The 17,410-nt window shown below is 61.4% G+C and carries 14 protein-coding genes; 4 read left to right on the forward strand and 10 right to left on the reverse strand.

The features are described from left to right. Positions 1–2 precede the first annotated feature (2 nt). The 7 genes from paaA to paaF all read right to left on the reverse strand — a co-directional run bounded on the left by paaA (position 3) and on the right by paaF (position 7,411). Positions 3–992 (reverse strand): 1,2-phenylacetyl-CoA epoxidase subunit PaaA, encoded by a 990-nt coding sequence (gene paaA, locus ABE528_RS02555; protein ID WP_346652075.1) that lies wholly within the window; start codon positions 990–992, stop codon positions 3–5. Positions 993–1,185: 193 nt separating this feature from the next. Further along, a complete protein-coding gene (paaK, locus tag ABE528_RS02560; protein ID WP_152957431.1) occupies positions 1,186–2,505 on the reverse strand; it encodes a phenylacetate--CoA ligase PaaK in 1,320 nt (439 codons plus the stop codon). 121 nt (positions 2,506–2,626) lie between these two features. After that, on the reverse strand, positions 2,627–3,847 hold the full coding sequence (gene pcaF / locus ABE528_RS02565) for a 3-oxoadipyl-CoA thiolase (protein WP_346652076.1): 1,221 nt from the start codon (positions 3,845–3,847) through the stop codon (positions 2,627–2,629). Then, positions 3,840–4,295, reverse strand: a complete 456-nt coding sequence (gene paaI, locus ABE528_RS02570) for a hydroxyphenylacetyl-CoA thioesterase PaaI (protein ID WP_346652077.1) — start codon at positions 4,293–4,295, stop codon at positions 3,840–3,842. The genes pcaF and paaI overlap by 8 nt, the downstream gene beginning before the upstream one ends. Continuing rightward, positions 4,288–5,805: a 3-hydroxyacyl-CoA dehydrogenase PaaH gene (gene paaH / locus ABE528_RS02575; protein ID WP_346652078.1), complete on the reverse strand. Its 1,518-nt coding sequence runs from the start codon at positions 5,803–5,805 to the stop codon at positions 4,288–4,290. The genes paaI and paaH overlap by 8 nt, the downstream gene beginning before the upstream one ends. A gap of 2 nt (positions 5,806–5,807) precedes the next feature. Then, the gene (gene paaG, locus ABE528_RS02580) at positions 5,808–6,599 is read right to left on the reverse strand and encodes a 2-(1,2-epoxy-1,2-dihydrophenyl)acetyl-CoA isomerase PaaG (RefSeq protein WP_346652079.1); all 792 of its coding nucleotides are present in this window, start codon (positions 6,597–6,599) and stop codon (positions 5,808–5,810) included. A gap of 38 nt (positions 6,600–6,637) precedes the next feature. Then, on the reverse strand, positions 6,638–7,411 hold the full coding sequence (paaF, locus tag ABE528_RS02585; protein ID WP_346652080.1) for a 2,3-dehydroadipyl-CoA hydratase PaaF: 774 nt from the start codon (positions 7,409–7,411) through the stop codon (positions 6,638–6,640). A gap of 278 nt (positions 7,412–7,689) precedes the next feature. Between paaF and paaY the strand changes: the two genes are divergently transcribed. After that, positions 7,690–8,289: a phenylacetic acid degradation protein PaaY gene (paaY, locus tag ABE528_RS02590; protein ID WP_152957425.1), complete on the forward strand. Its 600-nt coding sequence runs from the start codon at positions 7,690–7,692 to the stop codon at positions 8,287–8,289. 77 nt (positions 8,290–8,366) lie between these two features. Beyond that, positions 8,367–9,290 (forward strand): phenylacetic acid degradation operon negative regulatory protein PaaX, encoded by a 924-nt coding sequence (gene paaX / locus ABE528_RS02595; protein ID WP_346652081.1) that lies wholly within the window; start codon positions 8,367–8,369, stop codon positions 9,288–9,290. Between the two features lie 83 nt (positions 9,291–9,373). Here paaX and ABE528_RS02600 read toward each other — a convergent pair whose 3' ends face one another. Continuing rightward, on the reverse strand, positions 9,374–12,226 hold the full coding sequence (locus ABE528_RS02600) for an RHS repeat-associated core domain-containing protein (protein ID WP_346652082.1): 2,853 nt from the start codon (positions 12,224–12,226) through the stop codon (positions 9,374–9,376). 167 nt (positions 12,227–12,393) lie between these two features. On the opposite strand from ABE528_RS02600, the gene ABE528_RS02605 reads away from it, so the two are divergent. Beyond that, entirely contained in the window at positions 12,394–15,345 is a 2,952-nt protein-coding gene (locus tag ABE528_RS02605; protein WP_346652083.1) for an RHS repeat-associated core domain-containing protein, read from the forward strand. A 118-nt stretch (positions 15,346–15,463) separates the two neighbouring features. Here ABE528_RS02605 and fetB read toward each other — a convergent pair whose 3' ends face one another. Beyond that, a complete protein-coding gene (gene fetB, locus ABE528_RS02610; protein WP_346652084.1) occupies positions 15,464–16,258 on the reverse strand; it encodes an iron export ABC transporter permease subunit FetB in 795 nt (264 codons plus the stop codon). Further along, positions 16,255–16,950 (reverse strand): ATP-binding cassette domain-containing protein, encoded by a 696-nt coding sequence (locus tag ABE528_RS02615; RefSeq protein ID WP_256669368.1) that lies wholly within the window; start codon positions 16,948–16,950, stop codon positions 16,255–16,257. The genes fetB and ABE528_RS02615 overlap by 4 nt, the downstream gene beginning before the upstream one ends. Before the next feature lie 143 nt (positions 16,951–17,093). On the opposite strand from ABE528_RS02615, the gene ABE528_RS02620 reads away from it, so the two are divergent. Beyond that, positions 17,094–17,408, forward strand: coding sequence for a hypothetical protein (locus ABE528_RS02620; RefSeq protein WP_346652085.1), 315 nt, complete (start codon positions 17,094–17,096; stop codon positions 17,406–17,408). Positions 17,409–17,410 lie beyond the last annotated feature (2 nt).

The raw sequence follows: 17,410 nt of genomic DNA on the forward strand, positions 1-17,410 counted from the left end.
GCTCAGGCGGCGTTCTTGTTCTGTTGCTTGCGTGCATAGGCCACGGCCGCTTCGCGCACCCAGGCGCCATCCTCGATGGCCTTGCGCCGGGTGGCGACGCGCTCCTGGTTGCACGGGCCGTTGCCCTTGATGACTTCGTAGAACTCGTCCCACTGGATCTCGCCGAAGTCGTAGTGGCCATGCTCGGCGTTCCACTTCAGGTCCGGGTCGGGGGCGGTGCAGCCGAGCAGTTCGAGCTGCGGCACGGTCTGGTCGATGAAGCGCTGGCGCAGTTCGTCGTTGGTCTGGCGCTTGATCTTCCAGGCCATCGACTGGGCGCTGTTGGGCGAGTGCTCGTCGCTTGGGCCGAACATCATCAGCGCCGGCCACCAGAGGCGGTTGATGGCGTCCTGAACCATGTCCTTCTGCGCCTGGGTGCCTTCACGCATCATGGTCAGCAGCAGCTCGTAGCCCTGGCGCTGGTGGAAGCTCTCTTCCTTGCAGATGCGGATCATGGCGCGCGAGTAGGGGCCGTAGGAGGTGCGCTGCAGCACCACCTGGTTGACGATGGCGGCGCCATCGACCAGCCAGCCCACGGCGCCCATGTCGGCCCAGCTCAGGGTCGGGTAGTTGAAGATGCTCGAATACTTGGCCTTGCCGCTGTGCAGCTTGGCGATTTCCTCGTCGCGGTCGGCGCCGAGGGTTTCCATGGCGCTGTACAGGTACAGGCCATGGCCGGCTTCGTCCTGGATCTTGGCCATCAGCTGCAGCTTGCGCTTGAGGCTGGGGGCGCGGGTGACCCAGTTGCCTTCGGGCAGCATGCCGACGATTTCCGAATGAGCGTGCTGGGAGATCTGCCGGATGAGGGTCTGGCGGTAGGCCTCGGGCATCCAGTTCTTGGCTTCGATCTTGATTTCGGCGTCGATCTTTTCCTGGAAGTTGCGCTCATCAAACGACATCTCTTCCAGCGACTTGACGCGCTTGACTCCGGTTTCCACTAGCTGTGCGTACATGTTCCGACTCCTGCTAAGGCATGAGTCATTTGTAAGCGATACAAAACATAACGTCAAACTGTTTTATGTGTATCGAATAAGATTTGTGTATCGCTTTGCTGGCCCTTTCGCGGGTTTACCCGCGAAGGGGCCGGCAGAAAAAATGCAAAAAAAAGCCCCGGACGATGCCGGGGCCGAAAAGGCAGCCGATGAGTCAGCTGGCCAACCGTTTGTCGAATACGTGGCAAGCCTTGCCTTCGGAGCGCTTGAGCGTGCCGCAAGGCTGCAGGAGTACCTGGGTGCTGATGCCGATGTAGGTCTTGATCTGCTTGCTCAGCTCGCCGACCACCTGCTTGCGCTGCGACTCATCGAGATGCTGGCATTCCCCACGCAATTCCACATGCACCTCGACACTGTCCAGGTTGCCATTACGATACAGATAAATTTCATAAAGCTCTGAAAGCTGTTTTATTTTGAGCACCTGCTCCTCGATCTGCGTCGGGAACACGTTCACCCCGCGGATGATCAGCATGTCGTCACTGCGCCCGGTGATCTTGCCAATGCGCCGCATCGGCCGCGCCGTGCCCGGCAGCAGGCGGGTCAGGTCACGGGTGCGGTAGCGCACCATTGGCAGCGCCTCCTTGCTCAACGAGGTGAACACCAGTTCGCCCAGTTGCCCGTCCGGCAGCACCGCGCCGGTTACCGGGTCGATGATCTCAGGGTAGAAGTGGTCTTCCCAAATGGTCGGGCCATCCTTGGTCTCGATGCACTCCATGGCCACACCCGGGCCCATGATTTCCGACAAGCCATAGATATCCAGGGCATCAATGCCAAGGCGCTGTTCAATGGAACGGCGCAGCTCGTCGGTCCAGGGCTCGGCACCGAAGATGCCCAGGCGTAGCTTCAGGTCATGCGGGTCGATGCCCTGGCGCTCGATCTCGTCGGCGAGGTTGAGCATGTACGAAGGCGTGACCATGATGATGTCGGGCTGGAAGTCGCGGATCAGCTGCACCTGCTTCTCGGTCTGGCCGCCGGACATGGGGATTACCGTGCAGCCCAGGCGCTCGGCGCCGTAGTGGGCACCGAGGCCGCCGGTGAACAGGCCGTAGCCGTAGGACACATGCACCTTGTCGCCCTTGCGCCCACCCGCGGCACGGATCGAACGGGCCACCACGTTGGCCCAGGTGTCGATGTCGTTCTGGGTGTAACCGACTACCGTCGGCTTGCCGGTGGTGCCGCTGGAGGCATGCAGGCGCACCACCTCTTCCTGGGGCACGGCGAACATGCCGTAGGGGTAGTTGTCGCGCAGGTCGTTCTTGCCGGTGAACGGGAACTTGGCCAGGTCGTCGAGGGACTTCAGGTCATCGGGGTGGGCGCCGGACTCGTCGAAGCGCTTGCGGTACAGCGGCACGTTGTCGTAGGCGTGCTTCAGGCTCCAGCGCAACCGCTCCAGCTGGTGCTGGCGCAGGGCGTCGATACTGGCGGTTTCCATCGGGTCCAGCAGGGCACGATCGGCATCATGGTACATGTTCATGGCTTCACTCGAATTGTTCTTGTACGCCGCGCGAACCAGGCTGCAGGCTACGCGGTGAGTGTCATGGAGGCAGCATATACGGCTGCGTTCAGTTCGGTAACACGCGGATGGCCTGAACCGCTCAGAGGCGCTCGATGACCATGGCAATGCCTTGGCCTACACCGATGCACATGGTGCACAGGGCGTAGCGGCCGTCGGTTTGTTCAAGCTGGTGCAGGGCGGTGGTGACCAGCCGCGCACCGCTCATGCCCAGCGGGTGGCCCAGGGCGATGGCACCACCATTGGGGTTGACCCGCGGGTCGTCGTCGGCGAGGCCCAGTTCACGCAACACGGCGAGGCCCTGGGCGGCGAAGGCTTCGTTGAGCTCGATGACGTCCATGTCAGCCAGCGCCAGGCCGGTCAGCTCCAGCACCTTGCGGGTGGCCGGCACCGGGCCGATGCCCATGATGCGTGGCTCGACCCCGGCCACCGCCATGCCGATGATACGGCCTCGGGCCTTGAGGCCATGGCGGTGGGCCGCAGCGCCGCTGGCCAGCAGCAGGGCACAGGCGCCGTCATTGACGCCTGAGGCATTGCCAGCGGTGACGCTGCCGCCTTGGCGGAAGGGCGTGCCGAGCTTGGCCAGTTGTTCCAGGCTAGTCTCGGCACGCGGGTGCTCGTCCTGCTCGACACGCAGGGCCGGGCCTTTGCGCTGGGCGATTTCCACCGGCACGATTTCCCGTGCGAGGCGGCCATTGGCCTGGGCTGCGGCCGCTTTGTGCTGGCTGCGCAAGGCGAAGGCGTCCTGGTCGGCGCGGGAAATCCCAAACTGTTCAGCGACGTTCTCTGCTGTTTCCGGCATCGAGTCGGTGCCGTACTCGGCCTTCATCAGTTTGTTGACGAAACGCCAGCCGATGGTGGTATCGAACAGCTCGGCGCTGCGGCCGAAGGCTTGCTCCGACTTGCCCATGACGAACGGCGCCCGCGACATCGACTCGACGCCACCCGCCAGCATCAGCCCGGCCTCGCCACAGCGCAGGGCGCGGGCGGCATTGCCGATGGCGTCCAGGCCCGAGCCGCACAGGCGGTTGAGGGTGGTGCCCGGGACACTGATCGGCAACCCGGCCAGCAGGCCGGCCATGCGCGCGACGTTGCGGTTGTCTTCGCCGGCCTGGTTGGCGCAGCCGAGGATCACGTCGTCGATGGCCCGCCAGTCCAGTTCCGGGTGGCGCGCGATCAGCGCCTTGATCGGCACGGCGGCCAGGTCGTCGGCACGCACGCTGCTCAACGCGCCGCCGTAACGGCCGATGGGGGTGCGCACGGCGTCGATGATCAGGGCATCGAGGGGCTTGGCTTCAATCATCTTGGGTCTCCTGCGCGAGCACGGTGCCGCGCACTTGGTAGGATTTGCCGCGCAGCAGGGCGATCAGCTCGCCACGCTGGTTGTGGATGCGCACGTCGTACAGGCCGGTACGGCCTTTGCGGCTGAGTTCGACGGCCGCGGCGGTGAGCACGTCGCCCGGCAGCGCCGGGGCGACATAGTCGATGCTGCAGCCCTGGGCGACCGTGGCCTTGTCCTGGCTGTTGCAGGCAAAGGCAAAGGCCGAATCCGCCAGGGCGAACAGGAAGCCGCCGTGGCACGTGCCGTGGCCCTGCAGCATGTCGGCGCGCACCGGCATGCTCAGGCGCGCCCGGCCTGGGCCGACGTCGAGCAAGGTGATGCCCAGGCCCTGGGTGGCCCGGTCGCGGGAGTACAGGGCGTCGGCACAGGCCTGGGCCAGCTCTTCGGGATTACGCTGCAGCTCAGTCATGCAGGTTCGCTCCTTGTTCGGCGCAGCGGCGCAGCAGCAGGGAAGGCCGGTAGCGGCTTTCGCCGTAGCTGGCTTGCAGGTTTTCCAGCACGCGCAGGGTGTAGCCGACGCCAATCTGCTCGGCCCAGGCCAACGGACCACGGGGGTAATTGACCCCGGCACACATGGCCAGGTCGATATCTGCGGCGCTGCCGACGCCCTGCAGCACCGCATCGGCCGCTTCGTTGGCGAGCATGGCCACGCTGCGCAGCACCACCAGGCCAGGCAGGTCAGCGATGCCGGTCACTTTCAGGCCGGCGCGCTGCAGCAGCGCTACCGCCTGGTCGCGTGCTTCGGCCGTGGTGTCGGCCGACCAGCTGATGGCAATGCGTGTGGCGGCCTGGTAGTCCAGCGCGAGGTCGACCAGCACCAGGTTGCGCAGCCCCTCTTCCCGGGCCCGCTGGCTGGCCAGGCGGCCGTCGGACAGGGCCAGGGTGGCATCACCGGCACGCAACAGGCCGTTGCCCGCCCGCTCGGTGATGGCCAGGCCACTGTCCCGCAACCGCGCGACCAGCGGCTGCAGGACGCCCAGGCTGCCCTCGACCACGCAGCATTCGGCGCTTGCCTGGCTATGCAACTGCGCCGCCGGCGGGCGTTCGGCGCCCTCTGCGTAACTGTAGAAACCTTGGCCGCTCTTGCGCCCCAGGCGCCCGGCATCCACCAGTTCTTTTTGCACCAGTGAGGGCTGGAAGCGGAAGTCGCCATAAAAGGCGTCGAATACCGAGCAGGTAACGGCGTAGTTGACGTCGTGGCCAATCAGGTCGGTCAGTTCGAACGCGCCCATGCGAAAGCCGCCGGCATCGCGCAGCAGGGCATCCAGCGTCGCGCAATCGCCAGCGCCTTCCTGCAGCAGCCGCAGGCTTTCGGCATAGAACGGCCGAGCCACGCGGTTGACAATGAAACCGGGGGTGGAGCGCGTGTGCACAGGCTTCTTGCCCCAGGCTTTGGCGGTGTCATAGAGCGTGCTGGCGATACCGGGCGCGGTCACCAGGCCGGAAACGATTTCCACCAGCGCCATCAGCGGCGCCGGATTGAAGAAGTGCATGCCGACCACCTGTTGCGGCCGTTGCAGGCCAGCCGCGAGGCTGGTGATCGACAGCGACGAGGTGTTGCTGGCCAGGATGCAGTCTTCGGCGCACAGGCCTTCCAGTTGCTGCAGCAACTGCTGCTTGACCTGCAGGTTCTCGACGATGGCCTCGATCACCAGGCGGGCGTCGGCCAGGGTTTCGATCGCCTCGACTGGCTGCAGGCGTGCGCTGATGGCTTCGCGTGCTTCTGGCTGCAATGTGCCTTTTTCCACCAGGCGCCCGAGCTGGCGGTCGATACCGGCGACTGCCTGGGCGGCGGCACCTGGCCGGTTGTCATAGAGCTTTACCGGGTGGCCGGCCTGGGCCGCGACCTGGGCAATACCTGCCCCCATGGCGCCTGCGCCGATGACTGCCACCAAGGCGTTGCTGTTCAGTGCACTCATGCTCAGCGCCCCTTGAATGCAGGCGTGCGCTTGTTCATGAAGGCGCTCACGCCTTCACGGTAGTCCTCGCTGCGCCCGGCCAGCCGTTGCAGGTCGCGCTCAAGTTCCAGCTGCTGGTCGAAACCGTTGTCGAAGCTGGCGTTGAGGCTGCGTTTGATCAGGGCCAGGCCGTAAGTCGGCTGGCTGGCCAGGTGGCGGGCGAGGGCAAGTGCCTCGTCGCGCAGCTCGGCATCATCGACCACACGGTGGATCAAGCCCCAGCGCTCGGCCTGCTCCGCGCTCAGGCGCTCGCCAAGCATGGCCAGCGCCTTGGCCCGGGCCATGCCGACCAGGCGTGGCAACAGCCAGGTACCGCCAGAATCCGGCACCAGGCCGATCTTGCAGAACGCCTGGATGAAGCTGGCCGAACGGGCTGCCAGCACCAGGTCGCAGGCCAGCGGGAGGTTGGCGCCGGCACCGGCAGCCACGCCATTGACGGCGCAGATCACCGGCAGTGGCAGGTCGCGCAGGGTGCGCACCAGCGGGTTGTAGAACCTGTCGATGGACTCGCCCAGGTCGGGCATGTCCGCGCCTGGCGCAACGTTGCGATCGGACAGGTCCTGGCCGGCGCAAAAGCCGCGGCCTTCACCGGTCAGCAGCAGCACCCGGGCTTCGCGGCTCTGGCGTACCTGCTTGAGGGCTTCGCGCACTTCCAGGTGCATCTGCGTGTTGAAGCTGTTGAGTTGCTCGGGGCGGTTCAGGGCGAGGAAGGCCACGCCGTCCTCGATGGAAAACACAATGTGCTCGAAAGTCATGATGGACTCGCTCGATCAGTCGATGGGGAGTGGGCGACTCAGCAGCCTTTGAACTGCGCCGGGCGTTTTTCCTGGAAGGCGCGGATGCCTTCGTCACGGTCGGCGGTGCCGGCCAGCACGGTGAAGGCATGGCGCTCGAAGCGCAGGCCGCAGGCCAGGTCGCTGTCGCCGGCCTTGAGTAGCGCTTCCTTGGCCAGGCGCACGGCCAGCGGTGCCTTGGCGGCGATGCTGCGGGCAACCTGCAGCGCACGTTCCACGGCCAGTTCAGGTTGGGTGATTTCGCTGATCAGGCCGGCCTGCAAGGCATGGCGGGCAGTGATGGCCTCACCGGTCAGGACCATCTGCATGGCCAGCGGCTTGCCCACGGCCCGCAGCAGGCGCTGGGTGCCACCGGCCCCGGGCATGATGCCGAGGTTGATCTCGGGCTGGCCGAAACGGGCGTCTTCGCCGGCAATCACGATGTCGGCGCACATCACCAGCTCGCAGCCGCCGCCCAGGGCATAGCCGTTTACCGCGGCGATCAAGGGCTTGGAAAACGCTGCGATGCGTTGCCAGTGGGCGACACGGGGATCGTTGAGAATGCCGACCAGATCGCGCTCGGCCATCTCGCGGATGTCCGCACCGGCGGCGAACGCCTTGCGGCTGCCGGTGATGACCACGGCGCGGGTAGCGGGGTCGGCATCGGCTTGCGCAAGGCCGGCGGCGAGCTCCCCCAGCAACTCGGTGCACAGGGCGTTGAGCGCTTCCGGGCGCTGCAGGGTGAGCAGGCGAACGCCGTGTTCAGGGGCCTGCACATCGATGAAACGAGGCATGTCGGGGTCCTCAGGCTGCTCGCACGGCGCTTCGCGAGGCCGGCGTTTATTGGAATTGTCTGCAGGGGCGGCGGCGGGGCCTGCCCAGGTGCGATCAGTATATGCATTATGCGATACAGCAACGCAATAGCAATTGTGTTTTTGTGTATCTCGTTTTATGTTTGCCGCTATGCAGTTACGGCTAAAGACTAGATAAAATGCGGCTTGCGCTGGGTTCTGCACCGCATCTGTTTGCGATACGCAAAAATTTATCAATAGAAAAATAATGGAGAAATGATATGCCTTGCTATCGACTCGACGGCCTGACCCCGGTGGTCGACCCCACGGCTTATGTGCACCCAAGTGCCGTGCTGATCGGTGACGTCATCGTCGGCCCGCGCTGCTATGTGGGGCCGTTGGCGTCCCTTCGTGGTGATTTCGGGCGCATCGTGCTGGAGGAAGGCGCGAACTTGCAGGACACCTGCGTCATGCATGGCTTCCCCGGCGGTGACACGGTCATCGAGCGCAATGGCCATGTCGGCCACGGCGCGGTGTTGCATGGCTGCCGCGTCGGCGCAGACGCCCTGATCGGCATGAATGCTGTGGTCATGGATGGCGCTCACATAGCGCCACGTTGCATCGTCGGTGCCACGGCGTTTGTCAAAGCCGGCTTCGAGTGCCCCGAACAGAGCCTGGTGATGGGTGCGCCAGCCCAGGTCAAACGCCCACTGACCGAGCAGGAGCTGAGCTGGAAGCAGCGTGGCACCGCCGAATACCAGCAGTTGAGCCAGCGCTGCATGGCAACGATGGTGGAATGCCCACCGCTGACCGCCGCCGAAGCACAGCGCCCGCGCATGGGTGACAGAGGCTTGCGGCCCAAAGGCGAGGCGGGCGCATGAACCTGCCGGCGTCGCGGCATGGTCAGGCGACCCGTCGCACAGGTATAGTCGGTGCTTTCAATGCGCGCAGTTCGTCCATGAGCAACCTCGTTCCGCTGAACAACCTGATCACCCGCTTCCAGGAGCAGACGCCGATCCGTGCCAGTTCGCTGATCATCACCCTCTACGGTGATGCCATCGAACCCCATGGCGGCACGGTCTGGCTGGGCAGCCTGATCAACCTGCTGGAGCCAATCGGCATCAACGAACGGCTGATCCGCACGTCGATCTTTCGCCTGACCAAGGAAGATTGGCTGACCGCCGAGAAGGTCGGGCGGCGCAGTTACTACAGCCTGACCGGCACCGGGCGGCGGCGTTTCGAAAAAGCCTTCAAGCGCGTCTACAGCCCAAGCCAACCGGCCTGGGACGGCGCCTGGACGCTGGTGTTGCTGTCCCAGCTCGACGCCGGCAAACGCAAGGCCGTGCGCGAAGAGCTGGAATGGCAAGGTTTCGGTGCGATGGCGCCGAACCTGCTGGGCTGCCCACGGGCCGATCGCGGCGACCTGGCTGCCACCTTGCGCGAGCTGGAGGCCAGCGACGACAGCATCGTCTTCGAAACCCATACCCAGGAAGTGCTGGCCTCCAAGGCCATGCGCGCCCAGGTGCGGGAGAGCTGGCGTATCGACGAGCTTGGCCAGCAGTACAGCGAGTTCATCCAGCTGTTCCGGCCGTTATGGCAGAGCCTGAAGGAGCAGGACGAGCTGGATGCTCAGGATTGCTTCCTGGCGCGGACCTTGTTGATCCACGAATACCGCCGCTTGCTGCTGCGTGACCCGCAACTGCCGGACGAGTTGCTGCCCGGTGACTGGGAGGGCCGCGCCGCCCGCCAGCTGTGCCGCAACCTGTATCGGCTGGTCTGCGCCAAGGCGGAAAGCTGGCTCAACAGCGCCCTGGAAACCGCCGACGGGCCACTGCCCGATGTGAACGAAAACTTCTACAAGCGCTTTGGTGGCCTGGCCTGAGATTGAAAGGCTTGATGCATCGCCGGCTCAACTCACGCCCAGACATTGGCTGGCCGGGTCGGCAAGCTTCTGACCTCTCACCCTCATTGCGTGTAAAAGGTTTTCAAATTGAACTTTTTAGTAAAGGCATTGACGGCGCGGTCGGTACCATTGAGCATTGTTATAAACCCTTTTTCATTCGCAGAAATAGCCAGGCTGGCAATATCCTTGTCAAATTCAAGGCGCTGATGAGACTGCCATTCTACATAATGCACCATCGGGGTCGACGTTCGAGCCTTTCGAATAGCAACATCGATATAGTAATCCAATTGCTCACTCCGAGCATAGCGAATCAAAGGAAACATATTGCCCTCCGCAGCCATCTGCTTACGCAAAAAATCGTCATCTTCAAATGATTGCTGTAAGAACAGCTCCATAGAATCCTGAGGGGTATAAGACAGATACCCGGCAGCCGCTTCAGACAAGAAAAATGCGGACTCACCGAAAGCCGAAACCTCCGCTGAAGGAACTCCCCCATTGGACGGCGTCAATGACTGCAGTTGAATGGCTCCATGAACAGGATGTGCGGGAGCAGATTCAATAGCAACGGTATCGCTGGAATAATAATGATGCTTAAGACTTGCACTGGCCTTGGAGAAATTTATGAGTTCTTTATTCCTGGCGATACGTCTGAATACATAAGCGGGATCACTGAGGCGCGTTCCAGTGGCGAATGTATTTTTGACGTAGTCATCCGTGTAATCTTTAAGGTCTCCATATCGAACGTTGATTGAACGGGGCGCATCATCCAGATAACTCATGATGATCGCCATGCTTTCCCCTAGTGCTTGCCCTCCCACCCCTAAGTGCTCGCCCAGTCTGTTAAACGCTGCCTCACGATCCTCACTCACACGCCCTGATATCATTGGGTGTACGTTGACCTTGAAATTTTCCTGCAACAATTCATGAGGGTTCCGGCCATCTGTATCAATCAGCGTTAACGGATTATCACGGCAAAAACGGAACAGGTTCGGGCCGTCAATCAATCCTTCAGGGTCGGCGCTCAACCATCGGCCCAGCTCAGCCTGATAATAACGCCAGCCGTAATAATACAATCCCGTTGCATCACGCTCCTTGCCTGAATAGCGCACCGTGCGATCAGTAATCTCTGTGGATTCCTCATCCGCTCCAACACTGCTGCCATAAGGTGAAAACTCTTCACGTGAGGTTACCAGCCCCGCTTCACCTGCCTCTCCAGCACAACTCCCCAGACAGTCTATGAAGGGATATCGCAGGTAAATTTCGCCAGTGAGTTTATTCTCGATAAAGCGCACATTCCCGGCGGTGGTAATTGAAATATCCCTTTGAAGCACATTCGCAAATTGGCGTTGGCGGCGCTCACATCCACCTGCGTAGGTGGTAACTGAAGCCTGCGAACCGCCAGCCAACTGGACCGTTTGAATCTTGCGGATACGGGTGCCGCCATCTGCGTACAGGTATCGCTCGGTGTCATTCAATTCTCCGTCGCTGCGCGTCACCGGGGCGACCTGATACAACTGATTATCGGCATACCAGCTTAGCGCCTGGCCATTGGACAGTTGCTTTTGCAGCCCACCGGCCCAGAAGCCATTCTTCGCTGCCTGACCAGGCTTATCGACTATCGCTCGATTGCTGTCCTCGGCAACGGCGAGCTTGCGCGTGTAATCACCGGCGCCTGCGAGATGGCGAATCAGGGTGAGGTTATCCCCGTGATCGTAGGAGAAGATTTCGGTATAAGGAACCCAGACCCTGCTTTCTGAAGGGCCAACGCCGTAATGTGCAACGGGAACACGCTCCCGCCCGGTAGCAATGGCCAATCGATAGAGGGTGTCGTACGCATAGCTTCGTAAACCAGTAGCTTGCTGGTTACGGTGCCATTGCGGGTCGGCTCCCTTATCATCAAGTGTCAGGATATTGCCCACTGGGTCGTATACATAATGCAGGTCGCTGATAACCAGTGGGCCATGCCGGTGATGCGAGGGGCGCATGATGGTATGCCGAGTCAGGTAATGCGTGCGCGGGTCATGCTCTAATAGCTCCGCCAGCCCATTACCCATTGACTGCCTAATCACCGCACCGTTCGGCTGACGCACAATGTCCTTCAAAGTAATGAGGTCAACCGGTGCGTTTTGCCGCTTGTACTTGAGCCGGGCAGTGTGCAGTGCGCCAGTGATGTCGTATGCGGTGGCTGCAGTGACATCTTCCGAGTTGGTACTGGTCAGCACAGCCCCTGTGGCATCGTAAGTAGCCGTTTGCGTGAGCGACACTTCGGTCTCTGGCGGCTCGATGGCCGCCCAGTCAGGCAATGCTTCCTGCAGTTTCAGCAAACACTGTGCTGAATCGATCGATTGCTTGGTAAGTGCTATCGAGCAGGTGTCCGTATACCCGGCATTGTCGTAACGTCGGGTCACTGCACCTGCCAGGTTGCGCGCCTTGCGGGCAGCCTGGTTGCTCTCCCCGTAAATCAGTTTTTCTCGAGTGCGGGCTTTTTGCTCTCCGGCCGCTGTTTCGGTAACTGACAGCAACCGCCCAGTGGCATCAGCACCTTCATAGATAAAAATATTGGCCGTTCCCTGCGCGTTGCGGGCCCATATGGGCTGCCCACCGATACCGGCCAGAGAATATGACACATCCCCGTCTGCGGTATGAGTCATGAGTGCCTGCCGATTAAGTGCGGCATGGCTAATGGCATCAGGGATCACCAGCCCGTCGGCATTCTGAAGTTGCCGTGCGCCATACAGCCTGACGGTGCGCAACATAGGTTCGTTAACGCTACGCGAGATCAGGATGGATGCAGGTTCGCTGGCGTTCGCCCGATCTGGGTGACGCAGAAAACGCAACTCCCGCGCCTGAGCGCCTGTACTTTGTGTAACGCTCACCGTCGGCGTACTCATATGCAGGGCAGGGCAGGCACTCATCATCATTCACCTGGCGGGGGAAATGCATCAATCATGGGTGACCGTATCATCGAGCGGGTATCCAGGCACCTATCAGTTCTGCCAGTTGCCGAGCCATTTCCTGATCAGCCATCGTTGCTCTGCAATCGCTGCGATCCCGAACTTCTGCTGCCCTGAACCGAAAGCCAATGGAGGTTCATATGCCGGTCAACGCCGTGCCATCCCTGCACCTCGGTACACCAGATGTCGCTGCTGGTTTCAGGGTTCTGCGTTTCCTGCGAACTCAAAAGGGCGAATCCGCTCGGCTACTGATCACTCGCACCGTGGTGGACCCTCTGGCCCGCACCAGCCGGGCCTACGGCGCACGCCAGCTGAACAATCCCGCTACCGACCATGCCGATGCGCTGACCGTCACAGCGCTGAGCGCTGGCACGCTAAAGCTCCATACTGCTGATGGTGACGTGACACTTTCACTTGGTGATATTGGCGGTCGGCCGTTGTGGTCACAGAATGCCCAAGGCACTGTCAGTGCGCTGATCTACGAGCCTGCAGCCGCTGCCGGGCGCCCGCACGTTGCGACGGAGCAACCGGCGGGTGGTACCGCCCGCATTCGGGAACAGTATGTGTATGCTTTGGCCAGCGACACTCGCTGGCAGGCCCTGAATTTGGCCGGCGCGATGACCGAACTGAGCAACAACGCTGGTATCAGTCGCACCTTGCGCGTATCCCTTACTGGCCAGACTTTGTTGTCCGAACAACGACTGCTAAAACCTGCAGCGGGGCTGCCTGACTGGAAGGTGACTACGGAGAATGACACTGAGGACGCCTTGGTTGTCTGCGCAACCTATGACGCCACCGGTACGCCGCTGTCCACGACCAACGCAGCAAATGTCTCCACTATTACCGCGTATGACATCAGCGCCAGCGTCATGGAAACCCGACTGCGCTATGCAGGGCAGGGCGCAGCCCCGTTGACGGAGGTGGTCACCCTGCGCGACGTGGTGCGCAGGGCCGACGGCGCGGTGCTGTCGCAGACCGCAGGTAGCGGCGTGGTCGAGGCGTATGAGTACGATCAGCGTACCCAATACCTGACCCGGCATAGCGTAGCCCGTCTGGCTGGTCATCCATCTGGCGCACTGCTGATCAGCGACTTGCACTACACCTATGACCCCGTTGGCAATATCCTCACGCTCGAAGACCAGGGCGCCGACCCGCAATGGCACGACAACCAGCAGGCCACCGGCCTGCGCCAGTATGAATACGACACGTGCTACCGGTTGACCTCGGCGACCGGGCGTGAGCGCGCTCCGGTCGCGCGTTACTACGGTGCCGACCCCGCCGGGGGGGAGGTCTGGGCGCCCTACAGCCAATCGTACACGTTCGATGATGGCGATAACCTGACCCTTATCAGCCACTTGGGCGGGGCCGGTAGCCGGCGCCGTGAACTCAGCGTCGCTATCGGCAGCAATCGCGCCACGCTCAAAGAGGACGGTTTGTCGCCTGAAACGGGTTTCTTGGCCGGTGGGTTGCAGAAGCAGCTAAATGACGGCAGGGCGCTGAGCTGGTACGCCGATAGCCAGTTAAGCCAGGTTAGTCCGGTGACCCGTTCGAATGGCGAACTCAACGACACAGAGACCTACCACTACGCTGACGGTGGCACGCGCACGCGCAAATTACACAGGGTAAAAGTCGCAGACGGCTCGCAAACCACCATTACCACCTATGGCGGAGGGTGCGAGACACGGTTGCGGCAGTTAACTGGCCAAACGGTGGCGCAAAAGCATGTGGTGATCACACAAGGGGGTGGCATCCGCCTGATCCAAGACCGCCTTTCGCGCCAGGCACACCTGCGCTTCAGTTTCAGCGATCACTTGGGCAGCATTGGCGGGGAAACAGACGGTGCCGGAAAGATCACCTCTCGCGAGGAGTACGCACCTTATGGCGCCACCGTCGGCAGTGATGAGGACGCGGGGGAGGTGAGTAACCTGATGCAGCGCACGTATCGCTATTCAGGGAAAGAAATGGATGCAACGGGGTTGATCTACTACGGCTGGCGCTATCAACAGCCAGAATTGGGCAGATGGCTGAGTGTGGACCCGGGCGGGCTTGTGGATGGCATCAACTTGTTCCGCTTCAGCAGGAATAACCCGATAAATGGTTTTGATACGAATGGATTGTTTTTCTGCAGCAGCAGAAAAGCGCGTAAGGCCCAAGAGAAAGCCGATGCTGAAGATAAACGCCTGGCTCGCCTGGAAGAAAATCGTCGAATATCAGAAGCGGCCCGCGCATGGGAACGCAACGAAAAGGCGGGCCGCGACGTGGTCGATGCATTCAGAAATAGCTTGGGCAACTATGCAGAGGTCACACACGAGGGGCCGGACTATTTTTTTTCATGGAAGCCTGGCGGCGAAAGTGACTTTGACCAAGCCGTATCAACAGCACTGGAATCAGCGGGCTACAGTGGTGACACTTCGAAAATACGCAGGACGGTCAAGGACACTGCGAGACAGCAATTGAAAGATACGTATATTTCATCCTTGTTCTTGGAAGAGCGAGACAATATAAAGGCAGCCAGAGCCGAGCGTGCCGCGGCGGCGGCTGCCAAGGAAGCAGCTAAGGTACAAGCCCAGAAGGATACCCGTCTATGGATCGGGCTGTCTGCTGTTTGGTCAGATAAAAGCTTTAGAAAAATACAAAGTAACTCAGGCGCTTACTTCAGCCAAGGGCAGCTCATTAACGCATTACAAGATTTCCACCAAGATCTTCACTTTAAATCTGGTGAGATCGCCGACGGCATCCGCAGTGTTAGGGGTAACAGCTATGCGGAGGTGGCGGAACAGATGGAATCGTTCATAGAGCGCACAGCAGACCGAGGACCGAAGATTTTATATCGCGGGGTGTCGCAGGCAGAATATGACAAATGGGCCACGGGAACATATATCGCACCTGGATTCGTGGCTTTCACCCCAGACATAAACATGGCGTCAAGGTACAACGACGGCTTGATAATCACCCTGACCAATGCGAGAGGGCGCTGGGTTGAGAGCGTTTATCCTGATGGGAAAGTTACTGAGTTCCTAGTCAATAGGGGGGCACGTTTTAGCATTAATAGAAAAACCATGCATGCCACGCAATTATAAGAATGCGGCGCACTTTCACCCGCTGGAGTGGCCCTGCGCCTACGCCTGTAGCTCAGTTAAATATATGCTCCATAAGATTCATACAGGTGTGCTCAAGATCCAGCCTCAACTTGCACGTTCAACGCCGCCTGGCCAGCCTGTGCGCCATGAATTGATGCGCAGGCGAGAATAGCCGATTGAACGTCATCAGCACGGCACACACCGTGCCCAACGCCGACGCTGCGGCAATCAGGAACATGATCACGATCTGGTAACGCACCGCGTCCCCAGGCTGCTGCCCGGCCAGTATCTGCCCGGTCATCATGCCCGGCAGGCTGACGATACCCACCACCGACATCTGGTTCAGCGTCGGCATCATGCCGGCCTTCAGTGCCTGGCTCGCTGCGGCACGTGCCGCCTCCCAGCGCGTGCCACCCAACGACAGGATCATGTCCACCACCGGCCGCTGGGCGCTCAGTTCACGGGTCATGCGGTCGATGCCCAAGGCTACGGCGGTGAGGGTATTGCCGAGGATCATGCCAAGAATGGGAATGGCGTATTGCGGCTCGTACCAGGGGCGCACGCGCAGCACCACGAACAGGCCGCAGGCCGTGACCAGCCAGGCACTTAGCCCGACCGACAACACGCTGTCGGCCAACAGCCCGCGATGGCGATGCTGGCCTCTGCCGGCCGCTGAAAACCCGGCAATCAGGGTCATGCTCAGCATCAGCGGCAGCACGATGTACCACTGCGCATGCTGGAACACCCAGCCGAGGATGTAGCCGATGGCCAACAGCTGGGTGATGGTTCGCAGTGACGCCCAGAGCAGCTGGCGTTCCAGTTGCAGCTTCAATAGCAGCGACAGCAGGCCGTTGACCAGGATCAGCGCAGCGGCAATCGCCACGTCGGTGTAGGCAAGGTTGTGGTAGTTCATTTCGACAGGGCGCCTTGGTGCATCGTCAAGGTGCGCGTACTGATGCGCCGGGCTTGCGCATGATCGTGGGTGATCCACAGCAACGCGCGATCGTTGGGGGATTCGTCGAGCCAGTTCATTACCAGCGTTTCAACGCCAGCCACCGATTGCGGGTCGAGCGCCGAGGTCGGCTCGTCGAGCAACAGCACCTGTGGCGTCAGCAGCAGGGCGCGCACCAGTGCGGCCAGCTGCGCCTCGCCACCGGACAGGTCGGTGCCGGCCTTGTCCAGGAAACTGCGCGGCTTGCCGGCCAGCGCCAGAAGGCGCGCCGCCGTGTCGGCATCAAAGCGGTACTGGCGGTTGTGCTTGAGCGTGAAGGGTAGCCGCAAGTTGTCCATGACACTGCCCTCCACCAGCGCGGCGCGTTGGCTCAGGTAGCAGGCGCGAGAGCGAAAATGCGGTATCAGTGGCGCTGTCACCGGCTCGCCCAGCCACAGCACTTCACCTGAGCTGGGCGCATCCAGCAGGGCCAGGGCGCGCAGCAAGACACTCTTGCCCGAACCCGACGCTCCAATGAGCGCCAGGCGTTCGCCAGCGTGCAGTGAAAAGTCGGTGGGCGCGAGCAAGGTGGCCTGTGTCTGCAGATCGACACGGCCCAGCTGCCTGGCCTCGAGCAAGACCGCTTCGGCGTGAGAGTTCTGCAGGCCTTTCAATGGTGAGCTTCCTTGACGCCGAATGGGAAAACGACATTTTAAGCAATCCCGTCACGCGCTCAGGTTTTTTTGACAGAACTTTCACTTTGAATGGCTTAAACCAGCGCTAGCGCTACATGCATACTTGAGCAGGGCTGCCCATCATGCACACTTCGATGTTTGGTCATCACTTGTTGTTTCTGGCGTTGTTCATCGCATCCGTGGTCAGCTGGCTTTACCTGTGGCTGGTGGGTTTTCTCCACCCCTCAGTGGCAAGCAGCGACTGCCCGGTGCTCAGACCGGACGCCTTGACGGTGCTTGGGTTGCTGTTGACCCTGAGCTGCGCCGTACTGGAATTCTTCAGCCCGTTCGAAGGGGCCACGCTGCTGATCGTGCTGCTGGTGATCGGCCTGATCATGCCTTGGGGCGGTGCATTGGGCGGGCGGTATCACGAGCGCTTGCGCGCTCGCAAGGTGTAGGC

The sequence above is a fragment of the Pseudomonas sp. TWI628 genome (assembly GCF_039673865.1).
Lineage (GTDB): Bacteria > Pseudomonadota > Gammaproteobacteria > Pseudomonadales > Pseudomonadaceae > Aquipseudomonas.